Source organism: Pseudomonas sp. F2 (assembly GCF_057174385.1).
In genome coordinates this window covers 3,525,058-3,548,265 of sequence record NZ_CM169904.1, presented here as the reverse complement: position 1 = coordinate 3,548,265, position 23,208 = coordinate 3,525,058, and the positions used below count along the sequence as shown (strand labels likewise).

Annotated in this window: 21 protein-coding genes and 4 tRNA genes; 11 read left to right on the top strand and 14 right to left on the bottom strand. The window is 60.3% G+C overall.

Going from position 1 to position 23,208, the window contains the following annotated elements; translation table 11 throughout:
- Window positions 1-15: 15 nt before the first annotated feature.
- The 6 genes from clpB (at window position 16) to AC193Q_RS15885 (ending at window position 5,079) form a co-directional block, all read left to right on the top strand.
- On the top strand, window positions 16-2,580 hold the full coding sequence (gene clpB, locus AC193Q_RS15910; protein WP_047296631.1) for an ATP-dependent chaperone ClpB: 2,565 nt from the start codon (window positions 16-18) through the stop codon (window positions 2,578-2,580).
- 295 nt (window positions 2,581-2,875) lie between these two features.
- Window positions 2,876-2,951: transfer RNA gene (locus AC193Q_RS15905), tRNA-Asn, on the top strand.
- A 9-nt stretch (window positions 2,952-2,960) separates the two neighbouring features.
- A tRNA-Pro gene (locus tag AC193Q_RS15900) sits at window positions 2,961-3,037 on the top strand.
- 5 nt (window positions 3,038-3,042) lie between these two features.
- Window positions 3,043-3,118: transfer RNA gene (locus AC193Q_RS15895), tRNA-Lys, on the top strand.
- Between the two features lie 97 nt (window positions 3,119-3,215).
- A tRNA-Pro gene (locus tag AC193Q_RS15890) sits at window positions 3,216-3,292 on the top strand.
- A gap of 161 nt (window positions 3,293-3,453) precedes the next feature.
- Window positions 3,454-5,079 (top strand): methyl-accepting chemotaxis protein, encoded by a 1,626-nt coding sequence (locus tag AC193Q_RS15885; protein WP_483878597.1) that lies wholly within the window; start codon window positions 3,454-3,456, stop codon window positions 5,077-5,079.
- 158 nt (window positions 5,080-5,237) lie between these two features.
- Here the strand turns inward: AC193Q_RS15885 and AC193Q_RS15880 are convergent, their stop codons facing one another.
- The 4 genes from AC193Q_RS15880 to AC193Q_RS15865 form a co-directional block, all read right to left on the bottom strand.
- A complete protein-coding gene (locus tag AC193Q_RS15880) occupies window positions 5,238-6,536 on the bottom strand; it encodes an NAD(P)/FAD-dependent oxidoreductase (RefSeq protein WP_483878596.1) in 1,299 nt (432 codons plus the stop codon).
- Window positions 6,537-6,599: 63 nt separating this feature from the next.
- A complete protein-coding gene (locus AC193Q_RS15875) occupies window positions 6,600-6,773 on the bottom strand; it encodes a DUF3094 family protein (RefSeq protein ID WP_003228304.1) in 174 nt (57 codons plus the stop codon).
- A 51-nt stretch (window positions 6,774-6,824) separates the two neighbouring features.
- Entirely contained in the window at window positions 6,825-7,352 is a 528-nt protein-coding gene (locus AC193Q_RS15870; RefSeq protein ID WP_095668292.1) for an MOSC domain-containing protein, read from the bottom strand.
- On the bottom strand, window positions 7,349-7,975 hold the full coding sequence (locus AC193Q_RS15865) for a DUF1780 domain-containing protein (RefSeq protein ID WP_003228301.1): 627 nt from the start codon (window positions 7,973-7,975) through the stop codon (window positions 7,349-7,351). Before AC193Q_RS15865 ends, AC193Q_RS15870 begins: the two co-directional genes overlap by 4 nt.
- Window positions 7,976-8,104: 129 nt before the next feature.
- Between AC193Q_RS15865 and AC193Q_RS15860 the strand changes: the two genes are divergently transcribed.
- From AC193Q_RS15860 to AC193Q_RS15850, 3 genes are all read left to right on the top strand, one after another.
- A complete protein-coding gene (locus tag AC193Q_RS15860; RefSeq protein ID WP_047296911.1) occupies window positions 8,105-8,572 on the top strand; it encodes a hypothetical protein in 468 nt (155 codons plus the stop codon).
- The gene (locus AC193Q_RS15855) at window positions 8,569-9,258 is read left to right on the top strand and encodes an energy-coupling factor ABC transporter permease (RefSeq protein WP_182402523.1); all 690 of its coding nucleotides are present in this window, start codon (window positions 8,569-8,571) and stop codon (window positions 9,256-9,258) included. Before AC193Q_RS15860 ends, AC193Q_RS15855 begins: the two co-directional genes overlap by 4 nt.
- Before the next feature lie 65 nt (window positions 9,259-9,323).
- A complete protein-coding gene (locus tag AC193Q_RS15850; protein ID WP_041065358.1) occupies window positions 9,324-9,539 on the top strand; it encodes a hypothetical protein in 216 nt (71 codons plus the stop codon).
- 6 nt (window positions 9,540-9,545) lie between these two features.
- Here the strand turns inward: AC193Q_RS15850 and yacG are convergent, their stop codons facing one another.
- From yacG to pilB, 5 genes are read right to left on the bottom strand one after another with little or no spacing between them, the layout of a single operon-like run.
- A complete protein-coding gene (gene yacG, locus AC193Q_RS15845) occupies window positions 9,546-9,746 on the bottom strand; it encodes a DNA gyrase inhibitor YacG (RefSeq protein ID WP_007963861.1) in 201 nt (66 codons plus the stop codon).
- On the bottom strand, window positions 9,743-10,366 hold the full coding sequence (gene coaE, locus AC193Q_RS15840) for a dephospho-CoA kinase (RefSeq protein ID WP_483878595.1): 624 nt from the start codon (window positions 10,364-10,366) through the stop codon (window positions 9,743-9,745). The genes yacG and coaE overlap by 4 nt, the downstream gene beginning before the upstream one ends.
- Window positions 10,363-11,235 (bottom strand): prepilin peptidase, encoded by an 873-nt coding sequence (locus tag AC193Q_RS15835; RefSeq protein ID WP_476286163.1) that lies wholly within the window; start codon window positions 11,233-11,235, stop codon window positions 10,363-10,365. Before AC193Q_RS15835 ends, coaE begins: the two co-directional genes overlap by 4 nt.
- A gap of 1 nt (window position 11,236) precedes the next feature.
- Window positions 11,237-12,454 carry a type II secretion system F family protein gene (locus AC193Q_RS15830; RefSeq protein ID WP_095668296.1) on the bottom strand — a complete coding sequence of 406 codons (1,218 nt, stop codon included), beginning with the start codon at window positions 12,452-12,454 and terminating at the stop codon, window positions 11,237-11,239.
- Between the two features lie 2 nt (window positions 12,455-12,456).
- Window positions 12,457-14,157 carry a type IV-A pilus assembly ATPase PilB gene (gene pilB, locus AC193Q_RS15825; protein WP_041065369.1) on the bottom strand — a complete coding sequence of 567 codons (1,701 nt, stop codon included), beginning with the start codon at window positions 14,155-14,157 and terminating at the stop codon, window positions 12,457-12,459.
- 228 nt (window positions 14,158-14,385) lie between these two features.
- On the opposite strand from pilB, the gene AC193Q_RS15820 reads away from it, so the two are divergent.
- Complete coding sequence (locus AC193Q_RS15820; protein WP_483878594.1) at window positions 14,386-14,826, top strand: pilin; 441 nt, start codon at window positions 14,386-14,388, stop codon at window positions 14,824-14,826.
- Between the two features lie 294 nt (window positions 14,827-15,120).
- Window positions 15,121-15,477 carry a BON domain-containing protein gene (locus tag AC193Q_RS15815; RefSeq protein ID WP_007963876.1) on the top strand — a complete coding sequence of 119 codons (357 nt, stop codon included), beginning with the start codon at window positions 15,121-15,123 and terminating at the stop codon, window positions 15,475-15,477.
- Between the two features lie 233 nt (window positions 15,478-15,710).
- Here the strand turns inward: AC193Q_RS15815 and AC193Q_RS15810 are convergent, their stop codons facing one another.
- The 5 genes from AC193Q_RS15810 to acs all read right to left on the bottom strand — a co-directional run bounded on the left by AC193Q_RS15810 (window position 15,711) and on the right by acs (window position 23,200).
- Window positions 15,711-16,007 (bottom strand): DUF2845 domain-containing protein, encoded by a 297-nt coding sequence (locus AC193Q_RS15810; protein ID WP_095668297.1) that lies wholly within the window; start codon window positions 16,005-16,007, stop codon window positions 15,711-15,713.
- Window positions 16,007-18,955: a DUF748 domain-containing protein gene (locus AC193Q_RS15805; protein ID WP_483878593.1), complete on the bottom strand. Its 2,949-nt coding sequence runs from the start codon at window positions 18,953-18,955 to the stop codon at window positions 16,007-16,009. Before AC193Q_RS15805 ends, AC193Q_RS15810 begins: the two co-directional genes overlap by 1 nt.
- 219 nt (window positions 18,956-19,174) lie before the next feature.
- A complete protein-coding gene (locus tag AC193Q_RS15800; RefSeq protein WP_121187229.1) occupies window positions 19,175-20,191 on the bottom strand; it encodes a class I SAM-dependent rRNA methyltransferase in 1,017 nt (338 codons plus the stop codon).
- Window positions 20,192-20,338: 147 nt separating this feature from the next.
- A complete protein-coding gene (locus tag AC193Q_RS15795; protein ID WP_095668300.1) occupies window positions 20,339-21,211 on the bottom strand; it encodes an oxygenase MpaB family protein in 873 nt (290 codons plus the stop codon).
- Between the two features lie 51 nt (window positions 21,212-21,262).
- Window positions 21,263-23,200, bottom strand: coding sequence for an acetate--CoA ligase (gene acs, locus AC193Q_RS15790; RefSeq protein ID WP_121187225.1), 1,938 nt, complete (start codon window positions 23,198-23,200; stop codon window positions 21,263-21,265).
- Window positions 23,201-23,208 lie beyond the last annotated feature (8 nt).

Below are 23,208 nucleotides of genomic sequence, written 5' to 3'. Positions count from 1 at the left end.
AAGGAAGGTGACCCCATGCGTATAGACCGTTTAACCAGCAAATTACAGTTGGCGTTGTCCGACGCCCAATCCCTGGCCGTTGGCCACGATCATCCGGCCATCGAGCCGGCGCACTTGATGCAAGCCATGCTTGAACAGCAGGGTGGTTCGATCAAACCTCTGCTCATGCAAGTGGGCTTCGACGTCAACAGCCTGCGCAAAGAACTGACCAAAGAGCTCGATCAATTACCGAAAATTCAGAACCCGACCGGCGACGTCAACATGTCGCAGGATCTGGCGCGTCTGCTCAATCAGGCTGATCGTCTGGCCCAGCAGAAGGGCGACCAGTTCATTTCCAGCGAACTGGTGTTGCTCGCCGCGATGGACGAGAACAGCAAACTGGGCAAACTGCTGCTCGGCCAGGGCGTGAGCAAGAAAGCCCTGGAAAACGCGATCAACAACCTGCGCGGTGGTGAGGCGGTGAATGACGCCAACCATGAAGAGTCGCGTCAGGCACTGGACAAGTACACCGTCGACCTGACCAAGCGCGCCGAAGACGGCAAGCTCGATCCGGTGATCGGCCGTGACGACGAAATCCGCCGTACCATTCAGGTGCTGCAACGTCGCACCAAGAACAACCCGGTGCTGATCGGTGAGCCTGGTGTGGGTAAGACCGCGATTGCCGAAGGTCTGGCGCAGCGCATCATCAACGGCGAAGTGCCGGACGGCCTCAAGGGCAAACGCCTGTTGTCGCTGGACATGGGCGCGCTGATTGCCGGTGCCAAGTATCGCGGTGAGTTCGAAGAACGCCTCAAAGCGCTGCTCAACGAACTGTCGAAGCAGGAAGGGCAGATCATTCTGTTCATCGACGAGCTGCACACCATGGTCGGCGCCGGTAAGGGCGAAGGCTCGATGGATGCCGGCAACATGCTCAAGCCGGCATTGGCTCGCGGTGAGCTGCACTGCGTCGGCGCAACCACGCTCAACGAGTACCGCCAATATATAGAGAAGGATGCGGCCCTCGAACGGCGCTTCCAGAAAGTGCTGGTGGACGAGCCGAGCGAAGAAGACACCATCGCGATCCTGCGTGGCCTCAAGGAGCGTTATGAGGTTCACCATAAGGTGGCGATCACTGACGGTGCGATCATCGCGGCCGCCAAGCTCAGCCATCGCTACATCACTGATCGGCAGTTGCCGGACAAGGCCATCGACCTGATCGACGAGGCCGCCAGCCGCATCCGCATGGAGATCGACTCCAAGCCGGAAGTGCTCGATCGTCTGGAGCGTCGGTTGATTCAGCTCAAGGTTGAATCCCAGGCACTGAAGAAAGAAAGCGATGAAGCGGCGATGAAACGCCTGGAAAAACTCCAGGAAGAAATTGTCCGCCTCGAACGTGAGTACTCGGATCTGGAAGAAATCTGGAACTCGGAAAAAGCCGAGGTACAGGGTTCGGCGCAGATTCAGCAAAAGATCGAGCAATCGCGTCAGGAACTGGAAGCCGCGCGCCGTAAAGGCGACCTTAACCGCATGGCCGAATTGCAGTACGGGGTGATCCCGGATCTGGAACGCAGCCTGCAAATGGTCGACCAACACGGCAAGAGCGAAAACCAGTTGCTGCGCAGCAAGGTGACCGAAGAGGAAATCGCCGAAGTCGTTTCGAAGTGGACCGGCATTCCGGTGTCGAAAATGCTCGAAGGCGAGCGCGACAAGCTGATGAAGATGGAAAGCCTGTTGCACCAGCGCGTGATCGGTCAGGACGAAGCGGTGGTCGCGGTGGCCAACGCCGTACGGCGCTCGCGTGCCGGGCTGGCGGATCCGAATCGTCCGAGCGGTTCGTTCATGTTCCTCGGCCCGACCGGGGTCGGTAAAACCGAGCTGTGCAAGGCGCTGGCCGAATTCCTCTTCGATACGGAAGAGGCAATGGTGCGGATCGACATGTCCGAGTTCATGGAGAAACATTCCGTGGCGCGGCTGATCGGTGCGCCACCGGGCTATGTTGGCTATGAGGAGGGCGGTTACCTGACCGAAGCGGTACGCCGCAAACCTTACTCGGTGATCCTGCTGGATGAGGTCGAGAAGGCGCACCCGGACGTGTTCAACATCCTGCTGCAAGTGCTGGAGGATGGACGCCTGACCGACAGCCACGGACGTACGGTGGATTTCCGTAATACCGTGATTGTCATGACCTCGAACCTCGGCTCGTCGCAGATCCAGGAACTGGTCGGTGACCGTGAGGCGCAGCGTGCAGCGGTGATGGACGCGCTGACCAGTCACTTCCGTCCCGAGTTCATCAACCGGGTCGACGAAGTGGTGATCTTCGAGCCATTGGCGCGGGATCAGATCGCGGGCATTACCGAGATCCAGCTGGGCCGTCTGCGCAGTCGTCTGGCCGAGCGCGAGCTGAAGCTGGAACTGAGCCCGGAAGCGATGGACAAGCTGATTGCCGTGGGTTACGACCCGGTGTATGGCGCACGTCCGCTCAAACGTGCGATCCAGCGCTGGATCGAAAACCCGTTGGCGCAGTTGATCCTGTCGGGGCATTTCCTGCCGGGCGACACGGCAACCGGCAAGGTCGTGAGCGACGAAATCGTTTTCGACTGAGCGGTAAAGCCAATGAAATAAGGAAGGCCTCGCTTTGCGAGGCCTTTTTTTCGTTAGGCTGTTGAACTCTAAGGAAAAGGCTTGTAAAGTGCGCCCCGCAGTCAGTCACCTGCAGCATCTCAGCTCACTGAGCTGAAATCTGAAATAAGTTGCAAATCATTAACTTGAAAGCGATTTAGGGGGTTGACAGAGGTGTTCTAGGTTGTAGAATAGCGCGCCTCAGACACACGAACGCAGCGATGCGAACGGCGTCTAAGAGCTGTAAGTTTCACCGTTGTAAATTGAAATATGTAGTTCCGTGATAGCTCAGTCGGTAGAGCAAATGACTGTTAATCATTGGGTCCCAGGTTCGAGTCCTGGTCACGGAGCCAATTTCAAACCGGGGTATAGCGCAGTCCGGTAGCGCGCCTGCTTTGGGAGCAGGATGTCAGGAGTTCGAATCCCCTTACCCCGACCATTTTTGGGTCGTTAGCTCAGTTGGTAGAGCAGTTGGCTTTTAACCAATTGGTCGTAGGTTCGAATCCCACACGACCCACCATTTTTGAAACCAGGTAACACTGGGATCGAATCTTAAGATCAGAGGCCAAAAGCGCTGATCGAAGAAGGCGATCTTTGAAAGGTCGCCTTTTTTTTACCGGGGTATAGCGCAGTCCGGTAGCGCGCCTGCTTTGGGAGCAGGATGTCAGGAGTTCGAATCCCCTTACCCCGACCATATTAAAAATCCTCGTATCGAAAGATACGGGGATTTTTTTTGTCCTCGCGCCAGACAATTCCTTTCAAGTCATCGTACAACTTGCCGATAGCCCGCTAACGAGAGGGGCTGCCACTGTTCGCCCCTTCAATCTGGCCAATACAAGAATAAGGGCGTTCGTCATGTTGCTTCGTCAGTTGAATATTGCTCCACGTGCCGCGCTGGGTTTTGCCCTGATCGCGGTCCTGGTGGCGTTGCTCGGCGTATTTGCCTTGGGGCAGATGTCGAGCATTCGTGACAGTGAGGTCGCGGTCGAGAGCCAGTGGCTGCCGAGCATTCGCGGCGGTGACGAAATTCGCGAGCTGATGTTGCGCATCCGTACGATTTCCCTGCGCATGGCTCTTGATCAGGATCCGCAGAACATCGCGACTTACCGCAGCCAGATGGACACCCGCGACAAAGAACTGAGCGAGAAGATCGCTGCCTACGACAAACTGGTCACCACGGCGGAAGGCCAGCAGCTCTATGACCAGTTCAAAAAGACCTTCGCTGCCTATCGCACCGGCATCGCGCAATCCTTCACCCTGGCCGATCAAGGCCAGCGTGACGAACTGACCAAACTGTTGCTGATTGATATGAAGACTGTGGTCGATGGCTCCGGCAAACAGCTCAATGACCTGGCGGATCTGTTCGCCAGGCAGGTCACCGCGGAAAGCCAGAAATCCGCTGACCACTACCAGACCTCGCGCACCATCGTCAGCCTGTTCATAGCGCTGGCGGCGCTGGCCACGGTGGCGCTGGCAATGTTGCTCACCCGCAGCATCGTCCGTCCGCTGAGCAGCGCCGTCAGCGCTGCCGAAAGCGTGGCCCGGGGCGACCTGACCCGGCCGATCGAAACCCACGGTAACGATGAAGTCAGCCGATTGCTCAAGGCGCTCGCGACCATGCAGCAAAACCTGCGGGAAACGCTGCAAGGCATCAGCGGTTCGGCCACGCAACTGGCGAGCGCTGCTGATGAACTCAACGCGGTGACGGTCGACAGCACACACGGCTTGCAGCAGCAGAACAACGAAATCGAACAGGCAGCGACGGCGGTCAATGAAATGACCACAGCCGTTGAAGAAGTCGCTCGCAATGCCGTGTCGACATCCGATGCCACCCGCCAATCCAGTGAGTCGGCGCAACTGGGGCAGGCGCGGGTCAGTGATACCGCATCGGCCATCAATGCGCTGGCCAGCGACGTGCAGCACACTGGCGAGTTGGTGCAATCGCTGGCCAACCAGTCACAGGACATCGGCAAAGTGCTGGATGTGATCCGTGCCATTGCCGAGCAGACCAACCTGCTTGCGCTCAACGCCGCCATCGAGGCGGCCCGCGCAGGGGAAAGTGGGCGAGGTTTTGCGGTGGTCGCCGACGAAGTGCGGGCGCTGGCCTATCGCACCCAGCAATCGACGCAGGAGATCGAGCAGATGGTGCAGGGCATGCGCAGTGGTTCAAGCCTGGCGCTGGATTCGATGCAGGCCAGCGCTGCACGGGCCACGACCACGCTGGCATTGGCCGAGCGCGCCGGGGAGGCGCTGGAAACCATCACCGCTTCGGTGCATGAGATCCATGAGCGTAATCTGGTGATCGCCAGTGCCGCCGAAGAGCAGGCGCAAGTCGCGCGGGAAGTGGATCGTAATCTGGTGAACATTCGCGACCTGTCGGTCCGTTCGGCGACGGGTGCCGATCAGACCCGTGCGTCGAGCCACGAACTGTCGCAACTGGCCAACGCGCTGCAAGGCATGGTGCGCCGCTTTCAGCTCTGATGAGCGGTGATCGATTGCAGGAATGAGCCTGCTGATTTTGTGAGCTGCACAAAACAATGTGGGAGCGTGGCTTGCCCGCGATAGCGGCGGATCAGTCGACATCATCGCCGACTGACTGACCGCTATCGCTGGCAAGCCAGCTCCCACACGTTTTGGTTTTAGTGCAGCTTCAGGCGTGGCTCGGTACCTCGACCGATCTTGCTGCCCAGCATCAGCATCGCCGTGCGGAACGGTCCGTACAGCGCCATCTGGTGCATGCGGTACAGCGACACGTAGAACATCCGCGCCAGCCAGCCTTCGAGCATCACGCTGCCGGTCAGGTTGCCCATCAAGTTACCCACAGCGGAAAAACGCGACAGCGAGATCAGCGAGCCGTAGTCGGTGTAATTGTACTCCGGCAGGGTTTTGCCCTCGATACGCAGCTTCAGCGACTTGGCCAGCAACGATGCCTGTTGGTGTGCGGCTTGTGCACGCGGCGGCACGTTGCGATCCGAACCCGGCTGTGGGCAGGCGGCGCAGTCACCGAAGGCGAAAATGTTTTCGTCGCGGGTGGTCTGCAACGTCGGCAGCACTTGCAGCTGATTGATGCGGTTGGTTTCCAGACCGTCGATATCTTTGAGGAAGCCCGGTGCGCGAATCCCGGCGGCCCAGACTTTCAGGCTGGCCTTGATCACGTTGCCATCGGCGGTGATCAGGCTGTCGGCGGTCACTTCGCTGACCGCCGCATTGGTCATGACATTGACCCCGAGTTTCTCCAGGGTCTTGTGCACCGGGCCGCTGATGCGTTCCGGCAGGGCTGGCAGCACTCGCGGGCCGGCTTCGATCAGGGTGATGTGCATGTTCTCCGGTTTGATCCGGTCCAGACCATAAGCCGCCAGTTCATGCGCCGCGTTGTGCAGTTCTGCCGCCAGCTCGACACCCGTGGCGCCGGCACCGACGATGGCCACGCTGATCTGCTCGACCACATCGGTCTGTCCGGCGTGCGCGCGCAGATAGTGGTTGAGCAACTGCTGGTGGAAACGCTCGGCCTGTTTGCGGGTGTCGAGGAACAGGCAGTGCTGCGCCGCGCCCTGGGTGCCGAAATCGTTGGTGGTGCTGCCGACGCTGATCACCAGCGAGTCGTAAGGCACTTCACGCGCCGGTACCAGTTCCACGCCGTTCTCGTCGTAGGTGGCGGCCAGCTGGATTTTCTTCTGCGCCCGATCAAGCCCGCTCATGCGCCCCAGCTGGAACTCGAAGTGGTTCCATTTCGCCTGGGCAACATAGTTGAGTTCGTCTTCGGAAGAGTTCAGCGATCCGGCGGCCACTTCGTGCAGCAGGGGTTTCCAGATGTGCGTCAGGTTCGCGTCGACCAGCATCACGCTGGCCGTGCCGCGCTTGCCCAGAGTCTTACCCAGACGGGTAGCCAGCTCCAGACCGCCGGCGCCGCCGCCGACAATGACAATACGATGGGACATAGGGATAACTCGCAAGGTTTTTAAAGGAAATCGGTGCGGTTACCCGAGCGAGCGCCAGGCAGCTCATAGCGTCAGGTAACTGATAAGTCGGCTCAGCAAGCCCAGACCAATGGTCACTGCCAGCACCAGCACCAGGAGCATCCACGGCCGGAAAGGCCGGCGCTCGACACGGTGTTGGGACAACTGCAGGTACTCTTCGACATGCTTCTGGTCTTCGGGGTTCAGGCGGCTGGTCATAAAGGCCTCGTCAGGTAGACGTTGCTGAAGGTGGAGACGCTACAGCGGTTTTTATCCCGGGTTGAACGCAGCATAGCCACTGGCCGGAACCGGTTCGACCGAAACACCGTCGTCGAGGCGGATGATCCCGCTTTGTAACACCCGAGCGGTAATTCCGCCATGCCCGCGCACCGCTTGAAAGGTGCCGGGGCCGAGGTTGTTTTGCAGGCGCGCGCAGGGCTGACACCAGCCAGTGGTCTCGAATATTGCCTGACCGATGCGAAAGCGCCGACCCTTGAGACTAAACAGATTGATACCGCTGATGACCAGATTGCGCCGCAGGTCTTCAGGCTTGACCGGATGATCCTCTGACCGGCCCATCAACGCGCTGATCACGGCCAGGTGTTCGAACTGGATCAACGTCACCTGCCGCGCGTTGCGCACCCCCGGGCGGGCGTGATCGCCAGTCAGTCCGGCCTCCAGTCGTGCTTCCACCGCGTCGAGTTCGATCATTGGCCCGCGAGACTCGGGGCGCACGCCGATCCAGCGCACGCGTCCGGTCTGCGGGACGTCGGCAATCAACTGCTGCAGCGGCGTCACAGGCTGATTCCGACATCGAAGACGATGCTGCGACCGAGGTTGCTGCGCAGGAAATCCGGTGCATCAGGATGCGCGAACAGCACCCGGGCGAAGGTCGGCCCGACCAGCGACAGCGAGCGCCAGCCCTGACGCAGGTATTCGGTCGGCGGTGGAAAGTGGCTGTTGAGGTCCAGCACTTCGCGCTTGAGGCTGGCGAAGGCGATGATGTCCAGTTCGCCCAGATCCATGCCGCGTTCCTTGTAGTTGTGCGCTTTTTTGCGCAAGGTCGGCGCCAGCCGCAGCAAGAATTCATTGGCCGGGATCCGCCGTGGCTTGGCTTCACGGCGCACCAGTTGGCTGAGGGAAAATGCACTGCGGCGGCGTTGCAGTTCGTCGCGCCATTCGTCGTTGAGTCGGCGGCCTTCGTCGAGCACGAAAAACACTTCGAAATTGGCATCGCGAAACAGCACGTCCGGCGGCTCGCCAGCAGGGGCAAACTCATCGGCGCGGTAAGGAATGTTCAAGCCTTGCAGCAGGCGCTGGCAGACCCAACGCTCACGCTCCCATTTGCGGGCATTGGACAGGAACGCGTTGGCTTGCTCGGCCGCGATGGTGAGCAGGCGTAAATAATCTGAGTCATCCATAAGCCCAAGCTTAGCGTTCAATTGCGACAAGCTGAAAGCACCACGCGGCAATGTGTGTCAGTGGGCGGTTGCAATGGGCGGTGTAGACTGAGGAAAACCGTCCATTAATGCCAAATCGAGGGGATGAACGTGAAATTTCGCTGGCTGCTGGTGTTGGCTGTGATTCCGCTGTGGGCCCAGGCGCTGGAAATCGGTGAGCGGCTGGCGCCCTGGACGTTGCTGGATCAATACGATCAGCCGTTCACCCTCGATAACCGCACCACGACGCTGCTGGTGGCGCGCGACATGGACGGCGCCAAGCTGATCAAGCAGGCGTTGAAAGACCAGCCAGAAGGCTATCTGGAGGCGCGCCACGCCGTGTTCGTCGCTGACATCCAGCGCATGCCGGCGCTGATCGCGAAGATGTTCGCGGTTCCGGCGATGCGTGACTACAGCTATCGGGTCATGCTTGATCGTGAAGGCAGGGTGGCGTCGCGTTATCCCGGCGCCGAAGGCTCGGTGCTGTGGCTGCAACTCAAGGACGGCCGACTGCTCGAGCAACATGAGTACACCGACGCGGCCCAACTGCACGAGGCACTGGAGAAGGCCCGCCCATGATCGGCGCCGAGTTGCTGTCATCGCAAAGCCTGACGGTCGGCTGGCTGATCTATCTGCCGGTGCTTATCTGGGCGATCTGTCGTGCGCCGTGGGTCGAGTTGTTCAGCGACAGTCGCCGTCAGCACCTGCTGTTCGGCACCGTGTTCGCCGTGTTTTTGCTGTGGATGGTGCGCAGGGATTTCGACACCGGGGTTTCTTATCACTTCATCGGCATGACCGCCGTGACACTTTTGCTGGACTGGCCGCTGGCGATTGTCGGCGGGCTGGTGGCGCAGATGGGGTTGGTGTTGCTCGGGCGTCAGGATCTGCTGGCGGTCGGGGTCAACGGTACGTTGCTGATCCTGTTGCCGGTGTTGATCACTGAGTGCGTGGCGATCATCGTCGAGCGTGCCCAGCCGCGAAATCCGTTCGTGTATATCTTCTGTTCCGGATTCTTTGCTGCGGCGTTGTCGGCCTTGTTGTGCCTGACGTTGAGCCTGGGCCTGCTGTGGTACGACGGCCTGTTTGCCATGCCGGAATGGCTGGAAGACTTCATCGGCTACCTGTGGCTGCTGATTTTCCCCGAAGCGTTCATCAACGGCATGGTGATCAGCGCGCTGGTGGTGTTCAGTCCCGAGTGGCTGGAGACCTTCAACCGCACCCGCTACCTTTCGGCGCCGTGGAAGGACGACGATCCCAAGTCTTGATCCACATCAAATCCGTCACCCTCGCGGCATTTCATGCTCAATCAAATCCCTTCAGGAGCAGCGGCATGAGTGTTTACGAGTGGGCGAGGCAGGAAACGCGGCAGAGTCTGGAGATGGCGCTGGAGGTCGGTTTCGATCCGGGCCTGAGTTTGCGCGCCTTGCTCAGCGCGGTGGTGCAGCAGAGCAAGACGGTGCGCAACGCCGAAGACCTGGCCGATGAATTGCGCTTTCTCGCGGAAAACCTCGACGACGATCAGGACTACGGCTTCATGCGGCCTTGATCGCGATCAGTGACGCGGGTCGAAATCGCCGGAGAACATTTCGTCTTCGGCATCCGGAGCGACCGGAATCTTGTGCTCTTCGGACGCCCAGGCGCCGAGGTCGATCAGCTTGCAGCGATCGGAGCAGAACGGGCGGAATTTGTTCTCTGGGGTGAATTCCACGGGGGCGCCGCAGGTTGGGCAGTCAACGGTTGGGATCGGGCTCATGCTTGGCCTCCGGATAAAGTCAGGTAAAAGTGATGCAGACGCTCGACTTCGCTGTGCAGCCAGGCGAGGTCGCGGTCGTTGACCACCACATCGTCGGCACGGCTCACGCGGTCTTCGCGGCTCGACTGGGCCTTGAGGATCGCCTGGACCTGCTGCTCGCTGGTCTGGTCGCGCTGCAAGGTGCGCTCGATCTGCAATTGTTGCGGGGCGTCGATCACCAGGATGCGCTGGGTCATCGCGTATTGCCCGGACTCGATCAGCAGCGGTGACACCAGAATCGCATAAGGCGATTTTGCCAGCGCCAGATGGTGAGCGATTTCCTCGGCGATCAACGGATGCAGCAGGGCTTCGAGCCAGCGGCGTTCTTCCGGCACTTCAAAGATCAACTTGCGCAGGGCCGCACGGTCCAGCGTGCCATCGGCTTGCAGGACGCTCGGCCCGAAGTGTTCGGCAATCTTCGCCAGCGCCGGACGCCCCGGCTCGACCACCCAGCGCGCTGCGTGATCGGCGTCGACCACATGGATCCCGAGATCGATGAAGTGCTGGGCCGCAGCGCTTTTGCCGCTGCCGATGCCGCCGGTCAGGCCGAGAATCCAGGGTTTTTCCACAGGGGTATTCATTTCAAACCGACAAACTGCCAATAGAAGTCGGTTATTTGACCACCCCAGAGCAAGGCAATCCAGCCGGCAATTGCCAGATACGGGCCGAAGGGCATCGGCGTCGAGGTTTTCTGTTCACGCAGCCGCAGCAGAATCACCCCGACAATCGCTCCCACCAGCGACGACAGCAGAATTGTCAGCGGCAGAATCTGCCAGCCGCCCCAGGCCCCGAGCAGCGCCAGCAGCTTGAAATCGCCGTGGCCGATGCCGTCCTTGCCGGTCAGCAGCTTGAACAGCCAGAACACCGACCACAGCGCCATGTAGCCGGCCACCGCGCCCCACAGCGCGGCGTGTAGCGAGACGAACAGCCCGAAGCTGTTGACGATCAACCCCAGCCACAACAACGGCAACACCAGCACATCGGGCAGCAACTGATGTTCGGTGTCGATCAGGCTCATCGCCAGAAGGCCCCAGGTGAGGACGATCAACAAGGCGGCCGGCCAGCCGAACCCCAGATGCCAGGCGACGAATGCCGAGAGCAGGCCGCAAGCCAGTTCGGTCAGGGGATAACGTTTGCTGATCGGGGCGGTACACGCCGAACAGCGTCCGCGCAGCAACAGGTAGCTGAGCAGCGGAATGTTTTCCCACGGCCGAATCCGGTGGCCGCAGTGCGGACACTGGGAGTGCGGCAGCATCAGGTTGTAGGTCGGCAGTGGCGTTTCGCTCGGCAGGCCGAGGACGTCCTGCGCCTGCTGGCGCCAATCGCGCTCGAGCATTTTCGGCAGACGCCAGACCAGCACGTTGAGGAAACTGCCCACCACCAGGCCCAGCAGCAGGGCGGTGCACACAAAGGCCAGCGGATACAGACTGAAGAGTTGGTCGATAGGCATGTCAGATCGCTGAGCCGAGCTGGAAAATCGGCAGGTACATGGCCACGACCAGCCCGCCGACGATGACCCCGAGCACCACCATGATGAACGGCTCCATCAGGCTGGTGAGGTTGTCGACCATGTTATCCACTTCGTCCTCATAAAAACCGGCGACCTTGTCGAGCATGTCATCCAGCGCGCCCGACTCCTCACCGATCGCGGTCATCTGTACCGCCATGTTCGGGAACACCCCGGTGCTGCGCATGGAAAAATTCAGCTGCATGCCGGTGGCGACGTCCTGGCGGATACGCAGCACTGCACGTTTGAACACCACGTTGCCGGTAGCGCCGGCTACCGAATCCAGTGCCTCCACCAGCGGTACGCCAGCGGCGAAGGTGGTCGACAAGGTGCGGGCAAATCGCGCCACCGCCGATTTGTACATCAGCGTGCCCACCAGCGGCAGCTTCAGCAGCCAGGTGTCCTTGCGGTCGCGCAATGCCTGGGATGTCTTCAGCGCATGACGGATGCCGAACACTGCTGCAATCAGGGCGCCGAGCACCGCCCACCACCATTGCTGCATGAACTCGGAGATGCTGATCACCATCAGCGTGAAGGCCGGCAGTTCAGCGCCGAAACCGGAAAATACCGCCTGAAACTGCGGCACCACTTTCACCAGCAAAATCCCCGTGACCACCATCGCCACCAGCACCACGGCTGTGGGGTAGGTCATGGCTTTCTTGATCTTGGCCTTGAGCGCTTCGCTTTTTTCCTTATAGGTTGCGACTCGTTCGAGCAACGTATCGAGTGCACCGGATTGCTCGCCGGCATCCACCAGGTTGCAATACAGCTCATCGAAATACTGCGGCTTCTTGCGCAGGGCGGCGGCGAAGCTGTTGCCGGCTGCCACCTCTTGCTTCACTTCGTCCACCAGTTTGCGCATCGCCGGGTTGTCGAAGCCTTCGCCAATGATGTCGAACGACTGCAACAACGGCACGCCAGCCTTCATCATGGTTGCCATCTGCCGGGTGAACAGGGCGATGTCCTGGGCCTTGATGCGTTTGCCGAGGCTGAGCAAGGAGGTGGATTTCTTGCGCACCTTGCCCGGGTTGATGCCTTGTTTGCGCAGCTGGGCCTTGATCAGCGCAGGGTTCTGCCCGCTCAACTCGCCCGTGACCTTGCTGCCTTTGCGATCCGTGCCTTCCCAGGCGTAAATGCTGATTTTCGCTGCCTTGACCGCCATGTTCAGTCCTTGGTGACCCGGTTGATTTCTTCCAGGCTGGTGATGCCTTGCATGGCCTTGTGCAGGCCCGAGGTGCGCAGGTCGTCGAAGCCGTCGCGACGCATCTGGCTGTCGATTTCCAGCGAGTTGCCTTCGGCCATGATCAGCCGCTGCAGCTCGGAGGTGTTTTTCACCACTTCATAAATCCCCACGCGTCCCTTGTAGCCGCCGTTGCAGTGATCGCAACCGACCGGCTCGTAGATCGTGAAATTGCCGATCTGTTCCGGAGGGAAACCTTCCTTGATCAGCGTTTCGCGGGGGATTTCGATCGGTTTCTTGCAGTGGTTGCACAGCTTGCGCGCCAGGCGCTGAGCGATGATCAGGCTTACCGAGGTGGCGATGTTGAACCCGGGAATGCCCATGTTGTGCAGGCGGGTCAGGGTTTCGGCGGCACTGTTGGTGTGCAGCGTGGACAGCACCAGGTGGCCGGTCTGTGCGGCCTTGATCGCGATCTCGGCAGTTTCCAGGTCGCGGATTTCGCCGACCATGATCACGTCCGGGTCCTGCCGCAGAAACGAACGCAGGGCCTGGGCAAAATCCAGACCCTGTTTCGGATTGACGTTGACCTGGTTGATGCCTTCCATGTTGATTTCCACCGGGTCTTCGGCGGTGGAAATGTTGATGTCGACGGTATTGAGAATATTCAGGCCGGTGTACAGCGACACGGTTTTCCCCGAGCCGGTCGGCCCGGTCACCAGAATCATGCCCTGCGGCTGCTTGAGCGCCGCCATGTACAGGTCTTTCTGCGCCGGTTCGTAACCCAATGCATCGATGCCGATCTGCGCGCTGGACGGATCGAGGATCCGGATCACCACTTTTTCGCCCCACAGCGTCGGCAGGGTGTTGACCCGAAAGTCGATCGACTTGGTCTTCGACAGGCGCATCTTGATCCGCCCGTCCTGGGGTTTGCGGCGTTCCGAGATATCCAGGCTGGCCATGACCTTCAGGCGTGCGGCGATTCGCCCGGCCAGTTGAATCGGCGGTTTGGCCACCTCGCGCAGGATGCCGTCGGTGCGCACCCGCACCCGGAAGTTTTTCTCGTAGGGTTCGAAGTGCAGGTCGGAGGAGCCACTCTTGATCGCATCGAGCAGCATCTTGTGCACGAAGCGCACGACCGGCGCGTCATCGGCGTCGAGCCCGCCGATGGCGTCCTGGCGGCTGTCGTCGACGGACTCGACATCCATGCCGTCGAGATCGACGTCGGCCATGTCTTCGAGTCCGCTGGCGTGGGTGTCGAAGAACTTCTCGATGGCCTCGGTGAGCTTGTCGTCCTCCACCAGAATGGCTTCGGTGCTCAGCCCGGTGCTGAACTGAATGTCATTGATCGCCTGATGATTGCTCGGGTCGGAAATGCCCACGAACAGTTTGTTGCCACGGCGCCACAAGGGCAGGGCGTGGTGCTGGCGCACCAGTTTTTCACTGACCAGGCCTTTGGGCTGGGTTTCCTTGTCCAGGCAATTGAGGTCCATGAAGGCCATGCCGAAATGCTCGGAAGCGATCTCGGCCACCTGTGAGCTCTTCACCAGTTTGTTCTGCACCAGGTAGCTGACCAGCGACAACCGATTGCGCTGCGCCTGTTGCCAGGCCTGCTGGGCGCTTTTTTCCGTGAGCAGTTCGGCCTGTACCAACTGCTTGGCCAGACCGCTCAGAGCGATGTCATTCATGGGAATTCCGGAAGCTGACAGTTCATGACTTATAGCCTAGTCAAGTGACAGCGCCAAACACCCCCGGTGCAGGTGACAAAAAGTGTCAGATAGTGCGGTTACAGGTTGTAGGAAAGCGCGATATCGCGCGTTTATGCCCAGCGCACGGGGTCTGCAGGCGGTTGGCATGGCCTGTGCTGAGCTCTTTGCAGATCATGAGATTCCGACTCATGCATGGAGAGCCTGTCTATGAACAAACAAAAAGGTTTCACTCTGATCGAGCTGCTGATCGTGGTGGCGATCATCGGCATTCTGGCGACCATCGCCCTGCCGCAATACTCCAAATACCAGGCCCGTTCGAAAGTGACAGCAGGTCTGGCAGAAATCAGCGCGCTCAAAGTGCCGTTTGAAGACACCATCAATCAAGGTACGGATCCGACGTTGACACTGGTGGCGGGCGGCGCTTCCGCAACCACGTCGAACTGCACACTCGCGGCCTCTGGAACGGCCTCGACCGGTGCCGGCTCCATCACGTGCACACTGGTGAACGCTCCTGGGCCGGTGTTGGGTAAAACAATCACGCTGACCCGTTCAGGGGCTGCAACGGGCGCCACCTCGGGTGTGTGGACCTGCGCAACGACCGTCAACCCTGACTACTCGCCAAAAGGTTGCACCGCCAGCGGCACTTGATGCGACAGCGCGAATGGCAAATGCCCCGACTTTCGGGGCATTTTCATTTCCAGAGCAGAAAAAAAGCTTTAATAATTTCAGCCAGTTAGGAACTTTCCAGAAAACCGCAAGTTGCATGTCGATAATGCGCGGGTCATGCAAATTGCATGATTCCGAAAATTTATCTAATTGGTAACTAGTTGATTTATAAGGGTTTATTGTCTTTGGAAAAGTTGGCACAGCGTTCGCAATATACCCAGTAACCCTGCTGACAAGACAACCAGCAGACTTTCCAGAAAAACAGGAGTTACTCGTATGAAGAAGTTCGCTATCACTGCCGCTGCTGCTACCGCGCTGACCCTGACCATGGCTTCCGGTGCCTTTGCACAATCCACCCAGGCTACTCAGGCTCCAATGACTCTGGCTGCTGGTGAAATGACCAAGGCTAAAGAAGCTACTTCCGATACCTGGATCACTACCAAAGTCAAAAGCGACCTGGTAACCGAAAAAGGCATTCCTGGTACCGACATCAAAGTCGAAACCAACAAAGGTGTGGTTTCCCTGTCTTCTGACGTCGCTGTCACCGAAGCTCAGAAAACCACCGCTGTGAACATCACCAAGAAAATCAAAGGCGTCAAAGCGGTCTCCGCTGACGGCCTGAAAGCCGAGTAAGGCATGACTTCTCGCCTGGACCGGGAGAAGACGCGACAGACGGGCCGAGCAATACGTCTGCCGCAACTTTAGAGTTCATGCGAACGGTCACACGGATGTGACCATTACGGGCCCCGGCACTTGTGTCGGGGCCTGTTCTATTTGCTAGAAGCAAAAGATCGCAGCCTCCGGCAGCGCCTACAGGGAATGCATTTCACTGTAGAAGCTGCCGGAGGCTGCGATCTTTTGATCTTTCAGTTACCGCGCTTGCTGTTGATCTGCCGCAGGCGATTGCCTTCAAAGCGCAGGTATTGATACATGCCGTTGCTCGGGCCGTAGGTCCATTCCTCGACCTGAAATTCTTCGCGGCGGTTGGCGCTGCGCTTGTAGCCGAGGACATCGCGGCTGACCGGTTCGCCACACTTCTGCAGCACTTCGCTGGCACGGTCGCCGAGACTGACCAGTTGGCTGCCACAACGCAGCGTGTCGGAGGCCAGCGCAGGGCTGCCGGCGAGCAGCAGCGTCAAAGCCACCCGCCATTTGCGGTTCATCATTCGGCGTCCAGATGCATTTGCGTCACGACCCGGCCATCGCTCTCAGCCTCGCCCAGATTGGCATCGATGAAGTACACCCGGTCGTCCGCCAATTGGCCTTTGTCGACGAGATAGTCCTTGATGCTGCTGGCGCGTTCCTGTCCCAACTGGCGCAGCAGAACATCGCTGGAACTCCAGAACTTGATCACGCCGTCACGCATTTTCGCCGTGCGTTCTTCCTTGCCCAGATCCTTCCATTCGGCCGGCGGCTGGGTTTTCAGACGCGTGCGGTAGATGCCTTCGAGCAACGGGCCTTTCTCGTTCTCCGGTACTTGCAGCAGGGAAGCCTGGGCCGGCACCTTGTCGCCACGGCGCTGGAGCATCTTGTAGTAATTGTACTGGTATTCGCGTTCCAGACGCTGTTCGGCCAGCAGCGGCCCGTCGCTGCTTTGCGCGGCGGTGCCTTCGATCTCCAGGCGCAGGGCCGGACGTTCCTTGAGCGCCTGGGACAGTTTGTCCAGCGCTGATTCGGCGTCTTTGCTCAGATCGCTCGACCCGGGTGCAAAGGACACGGTGCCGAGGTCTTGGGAACCGCCGCCACTGACCAGTCCGCCAATCAGCTTGAACGGCGCGGCAGCGGCTTTGACGATCAGATTGCGCAGGGTCTGCCAGACAATCGGCATTACGCTGAATTGCGGGTTGTTGAGGTCGCCGGTGACCGGCAGTTCGATGGAAATCTTGCCATCGACGTCCTTGAGCAGGGCAATCGCCAGTTTCAACGGCAGGCTCACGGCATCCGGGCTGTCGACTTTCTCGCCGAGTTGCAGCTGCTCGACCACCACTTTGTTTTCAGCCTTCAACTGGCCCTTGGTGATCAGGTAGTGCAGGTCGAGATTGAGCCGGCCCTTGCGGATGCGGTAGCCGGCGAATTTGCCGGAATACGGGGTGAGCGTGGTCAGTTCGACGCGTTTGAAACTGGTAGCGATATCGAGGCTGGCCATCGGGTCGAACGGATTCACCGCACCTTTGATGGTCACCGGCGCATAGCGGTCGACCTTGCCCTTGACGTCGACGCTGGCCGGTTTCGCCTGACGGCTGTCGATGGTGCCGATCTGGCCGTTGAGTTGCTGGATTGCCGTGGCGAAGTTCGGGGTCAGGCTGAAGTCGGCGAAGTTGGCCGAGCCGTCATTGATCGCGATACCGCCAATGTGAATGCCCAGCGGTTTCGAGTGATTGGCGGGTTTGGCCGCTGCCGTTTTCGCCCCGGAATCGGCAGGTTGCGGGATCAGCAAATCATCAATGTTGGTGGTGCGGTCATCGTTGATCATGAACCGCACGTACGGCTGGAACAGGTTGACCTTGTCGATCGACACACTGTCACCGTGTTGATAGTTGATGCCTTCAACCACCACTTGCTGCCATTTGAGGAAGTCGCGGGTTTTCAGGGTGTCGAGGGTGTGCAGTTGATCGATCTGCGCGCGCCCGGTAACGCTGAGTGCCAGTGGCTCGGTGCTCTTGAGGTTGACCTTGAGGTCACTGCCGAGCATGCCGCTGCGCAGTTCCAGGCGAATGAACGGATTGATGTAGGACTGCGCGACACGCAAGTCGATGTCCTGGGTCTTCACGTTGAGCTGGGCGGTAACCGGTGCGAGGTTGACCACGCCGTCGGCGTTGATCTTGCCTTGTTTGCCCAGACCGCTGTCGAGCCTGACCTTGAAAGGCGAACCGTTGAGGCTGTCAAAATCCTGCAGGTCGATATTCAGCGGCGTCACATCCAGCGCCACCGGCGGGTTGGCCGAACGGTCGGCGAGATGCACGATGTAGTTGCGCAACTGCACATCCTTGAGCAGCACCTGCCAGGGCTTGCTCGGCGCCGCCGGTTCTTTCGGCGAGTCGGCGGCGGCCGGAGTGGACTTGGGTTCGGCGGCGGCCTTGGCGGCAGGTTTTGACGGCTGACTGGCGAACAGTTTCTGCCAGTCGAGCTGGCCGTCGGCCTCGAGCGCGGCCCAGGTTTCCAGTTTGTTGCTGCGGATCTTGCCGACCACCACTTGCTGTTTGGCCAGGTCCAGCGAGGTTTCGCTGACATCGAGGCGTTCGAGTCTGGCCAGCGGACGTCCGTCCGGCGCCTTGATTGCGAACGGCGCAATATTCACCGCGACGTTGTTCAGCAGCAGTTCGGTTTGTTTCGACAGATTCAGTTTGTACTCGGTGCTGAGGTTGATCACACCGTCTTCGAGCACCAGCGGCAGCGCGTCACGCACATAGGGCCAGAAGGATTTCATCTTGCCGTCGGTGACTTTCAGGGTTCCTTCAGAGGTGAACGGGATCAGGCTGAAGTTGCCCTTCCAGTCGATCTGCCCACCGGCCGGGCCGGCAGCCACCAGGGTCATGTCGGCATTGTCTTCGGGCAGGGTGCTGAGGTTTTTCAGTTCGAAGTCGAGTTTGTCGTAAAGGAACTCGATGGGCTCGCTCGGCCGCGCGTCCTCGAAATGCACGTTGCCACCGGCCAGCTGAATGCGGTCGATGCGCAGCGGGAACGGTTTGGCATTCGGGTCGGCCGGGGTCGGCTCGCTGGCGGGAATCTTGAACAGGCCGAGCAGATTGAGCTGGCCGTCCTTGGCGAAGAGAATTTCGGTCTTGGGCTTGTCCAGCTCGATATCGGCCAGGTGCAGTGCTTTGGTCCACAGGCTGTCGAGTTGCAGGTTGGCGTACAGCCGCTCGAAGCCGACCTGCTCCTTGCCCGGCTCACCGACGACCAGGCCCCACAGGGTGACTTCAAGGCTGAACGGATTGAGCTCGATGCGCTGAATATGCGCTGGCACCGTGGCGTAGTTCGCCAGTTGCTGGTTGGCAATGCGCAGGGCAATGCCCGGCAAAATCAGAAACCCCAGCAGGCTGTAGAGGGCCAGAGCAGTCAACAAGGCGCCAATCGCGCGAATCAATCCTTTGGGCATGTGCGGCTTCATCTGTCTGAATCGGAGTGCCTTGGAGTATGGCACGCGATTCTGGTTCCGAAGTACATCGTGGGGGGCAGGATTGTTCAGATTCTTCTGTAGGACCAAGACACTGTGGGAGCGAGCTTGCTCGCGAAGGCGGCGGATCAGTCGAGAAATATGCTGACTGACGCGCCGCCTTCGCGAGCAAGCTCGCTCCCACATTGGATGGTTGCCAGTCCCGCAGGGGGGTTACAGCTGCAGGATCAGGGTCTTCAGCGGTGGCTGTTGATCCAGCGACGGGAAGTCGGCGCCCGGGGTCATCACGCTCCAGTCGCGGACCGGTCGCCCGGCCTTCTCGGCACAACGCAGCACCTGTTCACGCCAGTCGTCCATGCTGACTTTCGCCAGGTTGTTGCAGCAGATCAGCACGCCGTTGTCGGCGGTGGTCAGCAGCGCCGGTTTGAGCAGGCTTTGATAGTCGCGCAGCAGGTCGACGGTGCCGAATGCGCTCTTGGCCCAGGCCGGAGGATCGAGCAGCACCAGATCGTATTGGCGCTGTTCGAGGCGCTGGTAGCTCGGCAGTTTCTGCCCGCGCCGCTGGCTGATCGGCAGCCCGGCGAGCTGACGGATCGCCGGGAAATAATCGGACTGGATAAATTGCATCTCGGGCAATTGCGGGTTGAGCAGGCCGTTCTCACGGCCGACCGCCAGATTGCCTTCGGCGAAATCCAGATTGCACACCTCGCGCGCACCACCGGCAGCGGCACTCAGGCCGACGCCACAGGTGTAGGCAAAGAGGTTGAGCACGCTTTTACCCTTGGCGTGATCCTTCACCCAGCCGCGAGTGTTGCGCAGGTCGAGGAACAGCAGCGGATCCTGGCCGGCATGCCGCCCGCGCACGCGGTAGTTCAGGCCCCATTCGTGACCGACCAGATCCGCCAGCGCGGCGTCATCGGCTTTGTAGACATTGTCTTCGCGGTCGATCCGCGAGTTGCCGCGGGAGCGGTCGTTGTAGACCAGCAGGGTGTCAAACCCCAGGGTCTGGTTGACCATGGCGTGCAGTTGCAGCAGGTCGTCACGCTCCAGCGTCTGGTGAAAGCTCTGCACCAGCAGTTGCGGACCATAGCGGTCGACGGTCAGGCCGCCGGTGCCTTCCTGGCTGCCGTGGAACAGCCGATAGCAATCGGTACCCTGGTTGTGCAGCTCAGCGAGCAGATCCTGGCGTTTATCGAGGGCGGCGCGCAGCGCCTGATTCAAGGAAGACATGCGTGCGCCTTGCTGGTGAGAATGGGGGCGCGGGAGTTTAGCAGCTTGGCGGGCAATCGAGTTGTGCCCTTCGCGAGCAGGCCGCTCCCACACAGGATCTATGCTGCAAATCAATCTCCTGTGGGAGCGAGCCTGCTCGCGAAGCTTTCAGGTCAGCAAACCCATCCGACGTTTGGCCCGCTGCACCGAACCATTGCGCATCGCCCAGCGCAGCATCGGTGCGCTGCGCTTGACGCTGGCGCGGATCAGCTGGCGTTGCAGCGGATTCTGCCGTATGCCGAACATGGCGCTGGCCCAGTCCGGCAGCAAGTCGATGCCGGCCTTCATCATCAGGTCGCCAAAAGGTCGGGCCAGCACGCTTGGGGCCGGGGCGTCGAGCAGCAGGCGCAGGACTTCGCGGCTGCGCTCATCACAGAGCAGTTGCGGGCGCAGGCGTTGTAGATAGTCGGCCACGGCCTGTCGCGATTTCGGCACCTCCCGCGCACCGAGGCGCTCGGCGACCACGGCGATTTCTGCGTAGTAGCGATCCTGATCCGCCCCCGACAATTGCGGGTTGCGGTAACGCAGATGCGCGGCAAGAAAGTGACTGACCTCGGCTACGTGCACCCAGGTCAGCAGGTCCGGATCGCTGGCCGCATACGGTCGGCCGTCCGGCGCGATACCGACCACTTGCAGGTGAATGGTGCGCACTTTGTCAATCAGCCATTCGGCGTCGCGGCGCGAGCCGAACGTGGTGCCGGAAACAAATTGACTGGTGCGGCGCAAACGCCCGAGCATGTCCTGACGAAAATTCGAATGATCCCAGACCCCGGCCAGCGCCAGCGGATGCAGCGCTTGCAGCAACAATGCGCTGATGCCGCCGATCAGCATGCTGCTGAAATCGCCGTGCACTTGCCAACTGATCGAGTCCGGCCCGAACAGCCCGGGATCGCCCTTGGGGTTTTCCAGATCGAGCTGACCGAGGGACAGCCCGGTCAGGCTCATGAGTTGGTTTTCGATACGGCTGCGGATGAATTCCATGACAACTCATAGATGATGAACGGGCGCGGCCGGGTGACCGCGCCACGGATGTTACTGATTGAGGCGCTTGTCGATCAAACCTTGCACCACGCTCGGATCGGCCAGGGTCGAGGTGTCACCGAGGCTGTCGAGTTCGTTGCAGGCGATCTTGCGCAAGATGCGCCGCATGATCTTGCCCGAGCGGGTTTTCGGCAAGGCCGGCGCCCACTGGATCAGGTCCGGTTTGGCGAAGCTGCCGATTTCCTTGCTGACGTGGGCCAGCAGTTCTTTCTTCAGCTCATCGCTCGGCTCGAAGCCGTTCATGGGGGTGACGAAGGCGTAGATGCCCTGGCCTTTGACGTCGTGCGGGTAACCGACCACAGCGGCTTCGGCGATGCTGTCGTGCAGCACCAGCGCACTTTCGACTTCGGCGGTGCCGATGCGGTGGCCGGAGACGTTGATCACATCGTCGATGCGCCCGGTGATCCAGTAGTCGCCGTCCTCGTCGCGGCGTGCGCCGTCGCCGGTGAAGTAATAGCCGGGGTAGGGCTTGAAGTAGGTGTCGACCATTCGTTGCGGGTCGCCGTAGACGCTGCGGATCTGCGCCGGCCAACTCGACTTGATCGCCAGCACGCCGCTGCCGGCGCCTTTGATTTCCTTGCCGTGTTCATCGAGCAGCACCGGTTGCACGCCGAACATCGGCTGTGTGGCGCAACCCGGTTTGATCCGCTGGGCACTCACCAACGGGCTGAGCATGATGCCGCCGGTTTCGGTCTGCCACCAGGTATCGACAATCGGGCAGCGCTGTTCACCGACCACGTTGAAGTACCATTCCCACGCCTCCGGGTTGATCGGCTCACCGACACTGCCGAGCAATCTGAGGCTTTGGCGCGACGTTTCCTGCAATGGCCCGGCACCTTCGCGCATCAACGCGCGCAGGGCAGTCGGCGCGGTGTAGAAGATGTTGACGTGGTGTTTGTCGATCACCTGCCAGAAGCGTGAAGTGCTCGGGTAGCTCGGCACGCCTTCGAAGATCAGTGTGGTCGCGCCGTTGGCCAGCGGGCCGTAGACGATGTAGCTGTGGCCGGTGACCCAGCCGACGTCGGCGGTGCACCAGAACACTTCGCCCTCGCGGTAATCGAGCACGTACTTGAAGGTCATCGCCGCTTGCAGCAGGTAGCCGCCGGTGGTGTGCAGCACACCTTTGGGTTTGCCGGTGCTGCCGGAGGTGTAGAGGATGAACAGCGGATCTTCGGCGTCCATCGGCTCCGGCGGGCAGTCGTCGCTGACGTCACGCACGGCCTGGTGATACCAGAGGTCACGGCCCTCGACCCAATCGACCTTGCCTTGAGTGCGTTCGACCACGACGACGGTGCTGACGTCCGGGCAACTGCGCAGGGCCTTGTCGACGTTTTGCTTGAGCGGTACGAATTTGCCGCCGCGCACGCCTTCATCGGCGGTGATCACCGTGCGGCAGTCGGCGTCGAGGATACGGTCGCGCAAGGAGTCCGGGGAGAAGCCACCGAACACCACCGAGTGAATCGCGCCGATCCGCGCGCAGGCGAGCATCGCGTAGGCCGCCTCGGGGATCATCGGCATGTAGATGCACACCCGGTCGCCTTTTTTCACGCCACGGCTTTTCAGGACGTTGGCCAGGCGGCAGACGTGGTGGTGGAGTTTTTTGTAAGTGATCTGCGCCGATTCGGCAGGGTCGTCGCCTTCCCAGAGAATCACGGTCTGCTCGCCGCGCTGTGCGAGGTGGCGGTCGATGCAGTTGTAGCTGACGTTTAGTTGGCCGCCGGCAAACCAGGCCGCTTCACCGGTTTTCAGGTCGTAGCGCTGAACGGTCTGCCACGGTGTGCTCCAGTCGAGGAAGCGCGTGGCCTGTTCGGCCCAGAAGTTGCTGGGGTGTTCAATCGATTCGCGGTACAGGCGCTTGTAGTCGTCCTGACTCAACTGCGCAGCCCGGCGGACGGCATCGGCTTTGGGGAACGTGCTGATATCGAACATGACGGTTC